This window comes from Rubripirellula lacrimiformis, assembly GCF_007741535.1.
In the GTDB taxonomy this organism is placed as follows: Bacteria; Planctomycetota; Planctomycetia; order Pirellulales; family Pirellulaceae; genus Rubripirellula; species Rubripirellula lacrimiformis.
This window is the reverse complement of record NZ_CP036525.1, coordinates 1433640-1445911: the sequence shown is the minus strand read 5'-3', so window position 1 is coordinate 1445911 and position 12272 is coordinate 1433640. Positions and strand designations below refer to the sequence as shown.

Here is a 12272-nt window from a genome sequence, read left to right as displayed (position 1 = left end):
AAGACGAAACAGCAATTCCCCCTAGGCTTGGGTTGTGATCAAACCGTTTCAGAACGAAGATTAGTCCCGTTAGTCACTTCCAGATGTGCTCTCCGATCCTTCCGTGAAACAGCGTCAGCCATGATTTCAGCCGACCCCACCAGCGCCCTGCTAAACGATCTGCTCCGCCAACGCATCCTGCTTCTTGACGGAGCGATGGGGACCATGATTCAGCGTTTGGGGCTGGATGAAGCGGCCGTCCGATCGGATCGGTTCGCCGAACACGATCGGGACCTGAAGAATTTTTCCGACATTCTTTGTTTGACCCATCCGGAAAAGATCACGGCCATCCACTCGGCCTACTACGAAGCCGGCAGCGACATCGTCGAGACCAATTCGTTTGGTGCATCGCCGGTCGGGATGATCGAATTCAACCTGCCGCTAGAACTGGTCGACGAAATCAACCGCGCGGCGGTCGCCTGTGCCCGCAAAGCAGCGGACCAGTGGACCGAGCGGACCCCTGACAAGCCTCGCTTCGTCGCCGGATCGATCGGCCCAACCACCCGCCAACTGGCCATCAGCACCAAGGACGACCCGGCGCACCGTGAAACCACGTTCATGGAAATGGCCGATAGCTATCGCGCCCAGGTCAAATCGCTCTGCGAAGCTGGCGTCGATATTCTGATGCCCGAAACGGCGATCGACACCCTGAACCTGAAAGCCTGTCTGTTTGCGATCCAGGACTACTTTGACGCCGGTGGGCGCAGGGTCCCCGTGATGGCGTCGGGCACCTTTGCCGACGGTGGCCGTACCTTCGTCAGTGCACAAAGCGTCGAAGCGTTTTGGACCGCGATCAACCACTTCCCGCTCTTGTCGGTCGGGATGAACTGCGCCCTCGGTCCCGACGTGATGCGTCCTCACATCGAAGAACTCTCTCAGGTCGCCGGCATTCCGATCAGCTGTCACCCCAACGCTGGTTTGCCAAACGAGATGGGCCAGTTCGACCTCGGCCCTGCGGCGATGGCCGAAAAGGTCGGCGAATATGCTGCCAACGGCTGGTTGAACGTGTTGGGCGGTTGCTGTGGAACCACCCCGGACCACATCGCAGCGATGGCGGCCAAGGTCGCCGGCATGAAACCCAAGCAGGAAACACCGGGCCCGGTCTACACCCGGTTGTCGGGTCAGCTTCCCATGACCATGCGTCCGGAAATCCCGTTCACGATGGTCGGCGAACGAACCAACGTCACCGGTAGCCGGAAATTTGCCAACCTGATTCGCGGCGAAAAGTACGAAGAAGCCGTCGAAGTAGCGCGGGAACAAGTCCAAAACGGTGCGACCATCATCGACATCAACTTCGACGATGCGCTGCTGGACGGGGCCGAAGCGATGACACGGTTCCTGCGGCTGATCTCGGGCGACGACGTAGCCGCGTCGGTCCCTGTCATGATCGACAGCAGCAAGTGGGAAGTCTTAGAAGCCGGACTGCGCAATGTTCAGGGCAAATCGATCGTCAATTCGATTTCGCTCAAAGACGGCGAAGAAGAATTCATTCGGCGTGCCAAATTGGTTCGCAAGTACGGTGCTGCCGCCGTCGTGATGGCGTTCGACGAGGACGGACAGGCTGCCGATGAAGACAACAAGGTTCGCATCTGCAAACGCGCCTACGACCTGTTGGTCCACCAAGCGGACTTCCCGCCCGAAGACATCATTTTTGACCCCAACATCCTGACCGTCGCGACGGGCATGGAAGAACACAACAATTACGCCAACGATTTCGTCAACGCGATCTCGCGAATCAAAAAGGAATGCCCGGGCGTCAAAACCAGCGGCGGGGTCAGCAACATCAGTTTCAGTTTCCGAGGCAACGACGTTGTCCGCGAAGCGATCCACAGTGCGTTCCTGTACCGCGCCATCAAAGCCGGCTTGGACATGGGCATCGTCAACGCGGGGCAATTGGAAGTCTACGAAGAGATCCCCAAAGACCTGTTGGAACACGTCGAAGATGTGCTCTGGAACCGACGCCCAGATGCCACCGACCGGATGCTTGATTTTGCCGAATCCGTCAAAGGCGTCGGCGGCAAAAAGAAATCGGGCGAAGACCTAGCCTGGCGTGATCAACCGATCGCCGGACGGATGAAGCATGCCTTGATCAAGGGGATCGACAAGTACATCGTCGAGGACACCGAAGAAGCTCGCCAGCACTACGATCGTTGCCTGCATGTGATCGAAGGCCCGCTGATGGCTGGCATGAGCGTGGTTGGCGACCTGTTCGGCCAAGGCAAAATGTTCTTGCCACAAGTGGTCAAGTCGGCGCGCGTGATGAAGAAAGCGGTCGCCTACCTGGAACCGTTCATGGAAGAAGAAAAACGCATCGACGGCACGATCGATGACGACGCACGCGGGAAATTCCTGATCGCCACCGTCAAAGGCGATGTCCATGACATCGGCAAAAACATCGTCGGCGTGGTGCTGCAATGCAACAACTATCAAGTCATCGATTTGGGCGTGATGGTTTCGTCGGAAAAGATCCTAGCGGCCGCCGTTGAACACAAAGTCGACATGATCGGGCTGTCGGGACTGATCACACCAAGCTTGGACGAAATGGCCCATGTTGCACGCGAAATGAAACGCGCCAAGATGACCATGCCGCTGTTGGTAGGTGGTGCAACGACCAGCGCGAAACACACCGCGGTCCGAATCGCCCCAGCCTACGATGGACCTGTGCTGCACGTCATGGACGCCAGCCGCAGTGTCAACGTTGTCGAACGATTGCTCAGCAAAGATCACCGCGAAGGCTACCTTGCCGCCAACGTGGTGGAACAAGCAAAATTGGCAGCCAGTTATCGCGACCGTCAACAAAAATTGGTCCCCTACGCCGAGGCGCTCGAAAAACGATTCGCAACCGATTGGGACACCGTCGCCATCGACAAGCCATCGTTCGTCGGCACGCGTGTGCTCGATGACGTGCCGTTGGCCGAGATCCGCCCCTACATCGATTGGTCCCCGTACTTTTCGACCTGGGAATTGAAGGGCAAGTACCCCAAGATTTTCAAGGACGAAACGGTGGGTGAAATCGCCAAAGAGGTCTACGAAAAAGCCAACCTGATGATCGACCGGATCATCGCTGGAAAGTTGCTGACCGCCAAAGCCGTCTATGGGTTCTGGCCAGCCGCCTCCGATGGCGACGACATCATCGTCTACACCGACCAGTCACGCACGACCGAAGCAAAACGATTCCATTGTCTGCGACAACAATGGGAACGAAAGGGAACCACCGACTACCGATCACTGGCTGACTATATCGCACCGGTCGACAGTGGCCGCGAAGACTATTTGGGCGGCTTTGCCGTGACCGCCGGGATCGGTGCCGAGGCATTGTCCAAGCAATACAAAGATGAACTCGACGACGAATCGTCGATCATCGTCCAAGCGGTGGCCGATCGAATGGCCGAAGCACTCGCTGAAATGCTTCACCAACGCGCTCGAACCGATTGGGGATTTGGCAGCAAAGAAGATCTGTCGACCGACGAACTGATCGATGAAAAGTATCGCGGCATCCGCCCCGCGGCCGGTTACCCAGCCTGTCCGGACCATACTGAAAAACGAACTCTGTTTGACCTGTTGGATGCCGAGAAGAACACGGGCATCGAATTGACGTCCAGCTATGCGATGTATCCCGGTGCATCGGTTAGCGGGCTGTACTTTGGGCATCCCGAGTCTCGCTACTTTAGCGTCGACCGTATGACCAAGGATCAAATGGAATCGTATGCCCAACGCAAAGGCTTACCGATCAAAGAAGTCGAACGATGGCTGGCATCCAACTTGGCTTACGAACCGGAATGACCCTGGTTGCGGTGGTGTTTCCGAAACGACGTGGCGATTGAAAGACGATCGCCACGCCGATTCAGCAACCGAATCATTTCTTCAGCGGCAAGGTGGGTTGAATCTTGTCCAGATCCGTCCACAAGGTTCCTTCGCCGGCGTAGAACAGTTTCAGTTCTAGATCCTGAGGCAACTGTTCGGCGAATTCCCATTTATTGAAAGCAGCCGGCGACCCGAAGGCTTCCACGGCCAATCGGAATTTATCCGCGGTCGCTTCGGCACTGATCTGTTTCGCCGACGATTCAGCGCGTCCCAGCAGAACCGTTTTTTTGGCGTCCAGTTCGGCGGTTTCGCGATCGATCGCGGCGACCAATTTCCCGGTGCCGGCTTCGATTTCCTTGGCCTTCTTTTCGCCTTCGGCCAACACACTGGCGCGCAGCCGATCGGTGTCGACACGCGTCCGTTCGGCTTCCAATTCGACCCGGCTCTCGGCTTCACGCAAATCGGCCTCGATTCGAGCGGTCTTGGTTTCTTCATCGCGAGTCAAACGCAGTTCGTCGGCGACATACCCCTTTTGAATCGGTTCACGCACTTCCTTGGGGATATAGATGTGCCGAACCAAACCGTAAAGCAGCGAGATATTCTTGCTGGCCAAGACCGCTTTGAATTCGTCGCTGACCGAGGTTTGAAACTCTTCACGCGACTCGCCGATCAACAGTTCGACGGCTCCCATTTTGGACCCGTTGTTGCGGCAGATGCTTTCGCTTTGTGGCTCGATCACTTTTTCTTCGACCGCTTGGATATTGCCAAACGTCCGAACGATATCCGCAGCGTTGACGGGCAGGACGCCCCAAATCGCTGAAAAGTCCAATTGGATATCGAAGCCATCATTGCTGGGGAAATTAATCCCGGTGTTGGCGATCGCCATCGGTTCGCCGTGTTCGTCATACGTCAGCCGTTCCTGCGAATCCTTTTGTTCAGAAACCTGAATGCTGGTTTCGCGATACCCGACTTTGATGATGTCGATCTGCTGTTCTTTCGGATTGACCGGATACAGACCCGGTTGCATGACATCATTTTGGGTCCCGGCCGCCAGCCCCATCTTGGGATTGTCGGTCTGCATCGTGACCACCCCGACATAGCCGGTAGGGATTTCGACCCATCCGCTGGTTTTCTCTTGGCGTCCCACGTTGGTGACTTCGCGGCCAACGATTTTGAACTCAAACGCGTACGGATTCGCACGGTAACGTCCCGGACCGAAGACTTTCCGCAGGATGCCTTTCTGGTTCGCTCGATCGTCGCCATCGAGATCACCGTCGACTAAAAAATCGCCCGCCGGAAGCGGAGTCCCCACTTTGCTGGTCACCACTGCGATCTGTCCGGGAAAGACGATTTGATCGGGAACGATCGTGCGTTCCCAGTAGACCGGGTTGTAGAAGTGACGGCCTGGTCCGCGCATTTCTTCCAGCACACCGATTTCACCGGCGCGAGCCAATCGGCCCGGTTCCGGCACGCCGGCTGTATTGAAAATCAGCGGGCCTTTGTAACGCAACAGCAGGCTGTGTCCGTCGGGCACGTACACGCGGCACATGAACCACAGAAACCCAACGTACAATGCGACCAACATCCACAATGAACTGAACGCCAATGCGGCTAAGGACTTGCCTCGTCGTAAACTCATTCGTCTTCTCCCGCTTGTGATTCGTTGGATTGGTCGATGGCCGCGTCGGCGGGAGGACCGGATGGGTTGTCGCCGGACGGTATGTTGTTGAATTCGCTGAAGATGTCCATCAGCGGGCTGTCGGCCGTATTGACCATCAACTGTCGATAGCTGGGCGCCAATTTCTTGAGCATCACCCAGCGGGCAAATTCATCACCGCTATTGCCGTACGCTTCGACGGACCGTTTCCATCCCGCGGCTTGGGCTTCGTTTTCAAAATTGATCACCTCGGCAGCAGCATTTCCGGTTGCCGTGATCGCTTCGGCTTGATCGGCTGCCGCTGCCAATTCAACCTCCGACACCGCTTTGCGTTGCTGGGCTTCGATGACCGCGACTTCTTGGCGACGCTGTGCTTCCACCGTCAGCTTGACGACCTCTTGTTCCACGGCGATCAGAACTTGCTTTTGCTTGACCAGTTCCTGTTCGACCTTCAACTGCTGTTCGCTCAGTTGCTGTTCGATTTGCTTGATGTACTGTTCCGATTCTTGGACTGCGATCTGGCGTTGCCGGACCGGCAAAGCGATTTGCTGCGGCGGTGATATCCGTGTGATCAACGCCTGGATGATTTCGATTCCTTGGCTTTCGCAGGTGTTTTCCAAGGTCTGTTGAAAGTCTTCCTGGAACTCCAGTCGTTTTTCGCCCAGGATGAAATCCCGGCCCGAGTTGTCGCCGCCACGCAATCGGCAAAACGAGCGTGCATTGGGCAGAATGATCTTTTGAATGATCTCTTCTTCGACCACGGCATCGTTGCCCCGGTCGTTGAATCCATCGTTGTAAGTCACGAACACTTCGGCGGCCCGTTCGGGGTCGACACGGAATTCGATCCGGCCGTCCAATTTGACCCAGAACCCGTCGCGACTGGGGAAACCCATTTCGCCACCGGTGGAAAGATTGAATCGTTGGCTACGGCAATCCACCAGATTGACACGTTTCACGTAGGGGTTGATGTAGTAAACCCCGGGATCCAACGTCGCCTTCTGTGTTCCTCGTTTACCAGCCTCGACGATCAATTGATTGGGATCATCGGCTGGTGGAGCCGACAACAACGTCACCACGCCGATGAACCCCGCGGGAATCACGACGGGCTGATGCAGTTCGACCAATTCGATGAAGTTGTTTCGATTGGGTTTCGGTTCGGTACCTGACTCGTAGACGATCGCGTTGTGCGGGTAACGACCGGGGCGTAGCACTTCGGCAAAGATGCCTTTCTGGTTTTCAGTCTCGGCGATCAGATTTCCATAGCCCAGGTCTTCGCCGTACAAGCGGATCCGCACGCCCAGTCGGTTTTCGGGAACTTCGACTTGGTCGACCACATCCCAATCCCATTTCCAAGGATTGTAGAAATAGCGTCCTTCGGTCAGCACCTTTTCCTCGATGCCTTTGAACTCCCCGGATTGGCTCGCCGGAACCGTCTCCATCTCGTTGCTGATCTCTTGCCCGGTCTTCTTGGTCAACACAGCGATCTTGCCGCTGGGGACCTCGATCCGGCAGAACAGGAACACCCAAACTGCGAGACCGCCGATGGCAGCGGCCCCCAGAAAACCAAGTGCGCCGAATCCGCCAAGGCGGCGCAGCTTCGCCAACGCCTCTGCTTGACGTGAATCTTCAAAATCTGCCGACATGGAATCGCTCGATACGGTGAAAGTAACTCATTGCTGGGGCGATCCTGCGATCCCCCCCTCTAGATACAAGGCCCTAAAACCTAGCTTCACCTGGCGCACGAAACCGTAAAAACCGTTCTTTCCTTGCGAATGTCACTGTGATCCGGCTGTGCACGTAGCCAGCCGACCCCGCGAACGCCAACCGATGGGCCGGTTTGCGAGGATTGTCCCGATCAAGACGGTCCCCATGCATGGATGCAAACGCCCCGAACGCGACTTCGTTTCAGCGGCTGGTTTGCCATGACGGTGCGTTTGGTTGTTTTCACCGGAAAGATTTCGGATATCCTTGGGCAATGGATATATCAAATGAATTGGCCGATCGCGTGATGCGATTGGTCGTCTCGGCCGACTACCGGCCTTGCAAACCCAAACAGATGGCCTCGCAACTGGATCTAGACGGCGACGGTTATCGCGAACTGCGACGCGTCGTCAAACAACTGGTCTTAGAAGGCAGACTGGTCTACGGATCCAACCACCTGGTGTTTAGTGCCGGCAGCATCGGCGGCCCTAGCGACACGGTTCGCGGAACGTTTCGCCGCGCCATGGGCGGCGGCTTTGGATTCGTCCGGCCCAACCACGCCGAAGATTCGAAGTCAGAGCTGTCCGAAGACCTATTCGTTCCACCGGGATCGACCGCCGGCGCGCTCGAAGGCGACTTGGTCGAAGTCAAAGTGCGTCCCAGCCGCAAAGGTGGCAACGAAGCCGTCGTCACCGAAGTGCTGCAGCGAGCCCGCCGTCAATTCACCGGCACATTCCGGTTCATCAGCGGCAAGCCGTTCGTGTTCCTAGACGGCACGCCCTACGAACAACCCGTTTCGGTCGGCGATGTCCGGGGACTGCCACTGTCCGACGACGACAAAGTGTTCGTCGAAATGGTGGAATACCCCGCCGACGATGGCACCGGTGGCGAAGCGGTCATCCTGGAACGATTGGGCAGCAGCAACAATCCGGCCATCGACACCTTGTCGATCATGCGGCAATACGCGCTGCCGGACGAGTTCCCCGAAGCGGTGCTGAACGAAGCCCGCCAACAAGCCGACGCATTCGACGACGGTGTGGTCCCTGAAGGCCGCAAAGATCTGACCCAATTGTTGACGATCACGATCGACCCCTTCGATGCTCGTGACTTCGATGACGCGATCTCGCTGGAACGTGAAGAAGGGCGATGGCGGCTGTGGGTGCATATCGCCGATGTCAGCCACTTTGTTCCCGTGGGCGGTGCTTTGGACGAAGAAGCCAAGGCTCGCGCGACCAGCGTTTATCTGCCCGATCGTGTGATCCCGATGATCCCCGAAATCATCAGCAATCACTTGGCCAGCCTGCAGCCCGATAAAGTCCGACTGGTCAAGACAGTCGAGATCGAGATGCTGGACGACCTGACGATCACGCACACCGAAGCTCATAACGCCGCGATCCACAGCGACATGCGGCTGAACTATGAACAGGTGGATCAGTTCTTGGCGTCGCCGGAATCGTACACCGAGAAGTGGGGGCAACCGGTCTGCGATCTGCTGACGCGGATGCACCAATTGGCCATGCAGATGCGAAAGGCTCGCTTCAAACGCGGTGCACTTTCGATGGACATGCCCGACATCAAGTTGGAATTCGACAAGTCCGGAAAAGTGAAGGGTGCTTTCCGTACCGAGAATACCGAAAGCCACCAAATGATCGAAGAGTTCATGTTGGCCGGAAATCAAGCCGTCGCAACATGGCTGGACGATCTGGGGTTGGGCTACCTGCATCGGATCCACCCATCGCCCGAACGACGAAAGCTGCGACAGCTGGGCATGTTCTGCAAAGATCTGGGGCTGAAGGTCGAAAACGTCGAAAGCCGCTTCGAAATTCAAGCGGTCCTGGACATGGTCGCCGGCACTCCCTTGGAAGACGCAGTGAACTTTGCAGTGCTGAAAAGCATGAACAAAGCGGTCTACGGTCCCCAAACCGACGGCCACTACGCGCTCGATATGGAACACTACTGCCACTTCACCAGCCCCATCCGTCGCTATCCCGATTTGACGGTCCACCGCTTGGTGCAGAAGCTGCTAGATGGTCACAAGACGCCGGACGATCCGTTCCCGACGCTGCTGAAACTGGGACATCATTGCAGCGACATGGAACGCAACGCCGCCCAAGCCGAACGCGACTTGATCGAGCTGAAATTGCTGCACTTCTTGAAAAAGCATATCGGCGAAACGATGGAAGCGGTCATCAGCCGCGTGTTTGCCGACGGTATCCACGCCCGCTGTGTCAAGCTGCCCGTCGACGGATTCATTCCTGTGACGACCCTGCCCGATGACAAGTACCGTTTCGAAAAACGCGGGAACATCCTCAGCGGTCACAAGCAGGGCAACCGCTTTCGGCTCGGTGACCAACTGACCGTGCGAATCACCAAAGTCGACCTCCAAGATCGGCAGCTGTACTTCGAAGCGGTCAAAAACCATACCGCCCGCGGCGAAGCCACAGCCGGTCCCAAACCGATCTCGTCCAAGGCCAAGTACAAGGCCAAGCGACTAAGGGATCGACGCGAAAAGAAGAAACGCAAGAAGCACTAGTGCTTCGCTGTGATTCACGAAAGTCTTGTCAGTTTGTCGATTAAGTCGAACTTTCAACGGCAATGGTCAGCCGCTGGCCGTCAGGCCACGGGCATTCGCGGGGGATTCCCGGCCGCGAATGCGATCACGGCTCACTCAATCGGCAAACCCACTACGACTTTCGCGAGGGCGTGATCGATCTCGCCACACCCGAAATCAACTTGACAACACGAGGGTCAGGATCAAGCTAGAACCCCCGTGTTTTTTGATTGGCACACGCGATGCAGGCATCGTCGATCATCCCTCCGATTGCCCTGAAAGTTCCGAGAGTCCTGACCATGATCCGAATTGCTACTGTGATAGTGCTGCTGAGCACGTTGATGACGTCTCCATCCAGTGCGTTGGCTGACGATAACGCGCCGCTTTATCTGCTGGCCCAGCAATACCGAAACGAAGTCAAGGCATTCGAACGAGCGGTTCTGCACGTGCGGGGAATCGATCGTTTTGACGAACGATTGGTCGACCGCTGGGATGACGAGACAGGTCGGCTATTGGTGCCGGCAAAGAACCCAAGGCATTTCAATCGGCTGTTCCACCAATGGAAGAAGGTCGAATCGCTGCAGGCACAGACCGAAGCCAGGATCTTTGGAAAGTACACGCCGCATCACGAATTGATTGGTCATTGGAATCGAGTCCTGCTGGCCCAAGACTACTTCATGGAAGAGTTCGTGTTGCATGTCGAGAACCCCGGTCACACCAATTCCGTCCGACGTCTGGACCGACCTTCGGCACGGCGTGACTCGTACCTTTCGCCGTCTGCGTTGGCGACGCCGGTCATCCCCGGTGCGGCAGTACTGCGATCACGGATCGATATCCGGAACTTCCCCGGCATGAGTGCGACATCGATCGAAGCGGCACAGTAAACATCGTCCGGCCGGACGATTCGATCCGGTCGGACTCTTCCACCACGATGGTATCGCTTTGCGTCCCCTGATCACTACACTGCTGTTATTGTTGCTAGCCGCCAAGACGGCAGCCATCGTGGCACGTGGACCGGTATCGATCGAAATGGATGCGGCCCAGTATTGGCGACTTAGCGCCAGCGTGATGTCCGGCGACCTGCTGTTGATGGGCGATCGGATTGCATTTCGAACGCCGGGTTACCCCTGGTTCCTAGCGTCGATTCGCTCGGCCGCCGGCGCCGATGCGTTGTTCTGGACGGCGGCAATCCAAGGAATTCTATCGCTGTTGTCGACTTGGATCGCGGCCCGATTGAGCGTGCGGATCACGAGGCTTCCGCGAGCGTTGCCGATCACATTGCTGGTCTCCCTTCCTTGTGTTTCGGCGCTCGTGTTCAACGCGGCTATCTTGTCAGAGACGCTTTTCGTGTTTCTGTTGATGATGAATCTATCGGCGGTTCAGCGATACGTTGATCGAGAATCCGTTGGGTCGACGATCTGGTTGGGAGTGACCTTTGCGTTGACATTGTTGACACGCCCGATCGTGTTGTTGCTATGGATCCCTCACGTAATGTTCATCGCTTTGATCCATTGGCGTCGAAGTCGGCTGAGGCATCGTCAGCACAATCCACGAATCGCTCTGCAGCGAGTGTCCCACTCAGCCCGTCTGATGCACCTGTTGATCATCGGTGCGGTGGTGCTTTCGTCGGTGTCGCCCTGGCTGATTCGGAACCAAGTCATGTTTGGCAAGCCGTTCCTGACCGAGTTCGTTGGCCGCAACCTATGGATCGTTACGTTCCAAGACGGGTCCTGTGCGGGACTTCCCATCCCCAACACCGATGCGGGCCAGACACTGACCCGGCGGCTGGATCGTGTCGGCGTCACCGACGATCGCGAATTGACGTGGACCGTATCGGGCGGGTTGATCAAGTCGGGATTGTCGGACCCACAGGCCGACCAATTGATGAAGCGTGTTGCCATCGATGCCATCCGTCAGGCGCCAACCGATTTCGTCGTACCGACGCTTAGCCGGGTGCTGAATTTCTGGCGGACTCGTGCGACGGAGTTACCACAGCAAGGGAATCGTGGCCAGTTTTTCGGACAACACGTCTGGCAGTACGACCTACCCCTGATCGACCAACTGGTTCGCTTTCGGGCCAGCAACATTTTGTGGGCCAACACGCTGATGATGTTCGTGATCGCCGCAGGCATCGTCGTATTGGTGGTCCATTCGCCGACACGACCGGCAGGCATCTGGATCCTGTTGATGATGGCCTACTTTTCGGTCATCACAGGCGTGTTCGAAATCCCAGCCTATCGATACCGCATGGTCATCGAACCGTTATCGGCATGCGTGATCGGATCGGCCGCCGCGATTCTGCTTTCCAAACGGACCAAGCCAGCGATCCGGGCATAACGAATGGGGCAGGGCAGTTCGTTCGTGCCGTTTCTATCGCAGAAGTCCGGGTAGCGAAAATGGTTCGAGTTCGAGTTCGAGTTCGAGTTCGAGTTCGAGTTCGAGTTCGAGTTTAAGTTCGAGTTCGAGTTCGAGTTCGAGTTCGAGTTCGAGTTCGAGTTCGAGTTTAAGTTTTCGAACGGT

At 56.7% G+C, this 12272-nt stretch carries 6 protein-coding genes; 4 read left to right on the top strand and 2 right to left on the bottom strand.

The window, feature by feature from the left end; translation table 11 throughout:
- The first annotated feature begins 120 nt into the window (after positions 1–120).
- Entirely contained in the window at positions 121–3822 is a 3702-nt protein-coding gene (gene metH, locus K227x_RS05025) for a methionine synthase (protein WP_145168470.1), read from the top strand.
- A 73-nt stretch (positions 3823–3895) separates the two neighbouring features.
- On the opposite strand, the gene K227x_RS05020 is transcribed toward metH, so the two are convergent.
- Both K227x_RS05020 and K227x_RS05015 read right to left on the bottom strand, forming a co-directional pair.
- Positions 3896–5482, bottom strand: a complete 1587-nt coding sequence (locus K227x_RS05020) for an SPFH domain-containing protein (RefSeq protein WP_145168468.1) — start codon at positions 5480–5482, stop codon at positions 3896–3898.
- Complete coding sequence (locus K227x_RS05015; protein WP_145168467.1) at positions 5479–7143, bottom strand: SPFH domain-containing protein; 1665 nt, start codon at positions 7141–7143, stop codon at positions 5479–5481. Before K227x_RS05015 ends, K227x_RS05020 begins: the two co-directional genes overlap by 4 nt.
- A 332-nt stretch (positions 7144–7475) precedes the next feature.
- Here K227x_RS05015 and K227x_RS05010 point away from each other — a divergent pair, with 332 nt between their 5' ends.
- From K227x_RS05010 to K227x_RS05000, 3 genes are all read left to right on the top strand, one after another.
- Positions 7476–9734, top strand: coding sequence for a ribonuclease R family protein (locus K227x_RS05010; protein ID WP_145168465.1), 2259 nt, complete (start codon positions 7476–7478; stop codon positions 9732–9734).
- A gap of 317 nt (positions 9735–10051) precedes the next feature.
- On the top strand, positions 10052–10636 hold the full coding sequence (locus K227x_RS05005) for a hypothetical protein (RefSeq protein WP_218933784.1): 585 nt from the start codon (positions 10052–10054) through the stop codon (positions 10634–10636).
- A 58-nt stretch (positions 10637–10694) separates the two neighbouring features.
- Complete coding sequence (locus tag K227x_RS05000; protein WP_145168462.1) at positions 10695–12089, top strand: hypothetical protein; 1395 nt, start codon at positions 10695–10697, stop codon at positions 12087–12089.
- Positions 12090–12272: the final 183 nt, after the last annotated feature.

What these genes read in the sequence shown, in the direction of transcription:
- metH (WP_145168470.1), top strand. Translation starts at nt 121, where the DNA reads ATGATTTCAGCCGACCCCACCAGCGCCCTGCTAAACGATCTGCTCCGC.
- K227x_RS05020 (WP_145168468.1), bottom strand. Translation starts at nt 5,482, where the DNA reads ATGAGTTTACGACGAGGCAAGTCCTTAGCCGCATTGGCGTTCAGTTCA.
- K227x_RS05015 (WP_145168467.1), bottom strand. Translation starts at nt 7,143, where the DNA reads ATGTCGGCAGATTTTGAAGATTCACGTCAAGCAGAGGCGTTGGCGAAG.
- K227x_RS05010 (WP_145168465.1), top strand. Translation starts at nt 7,476, where the DNA reads ATGGATATATCAAATGAATTGGCCGATCGCGTGATGCGATTGGTCGTC.
- K227x_RS05005 (WP_218933784.1), top strand. Translation starts at nt 10,052, where the DNA reads ATGATCCGAATTGCTACTGTGATAGTGCTGCTGAGCACGTTGATGACG.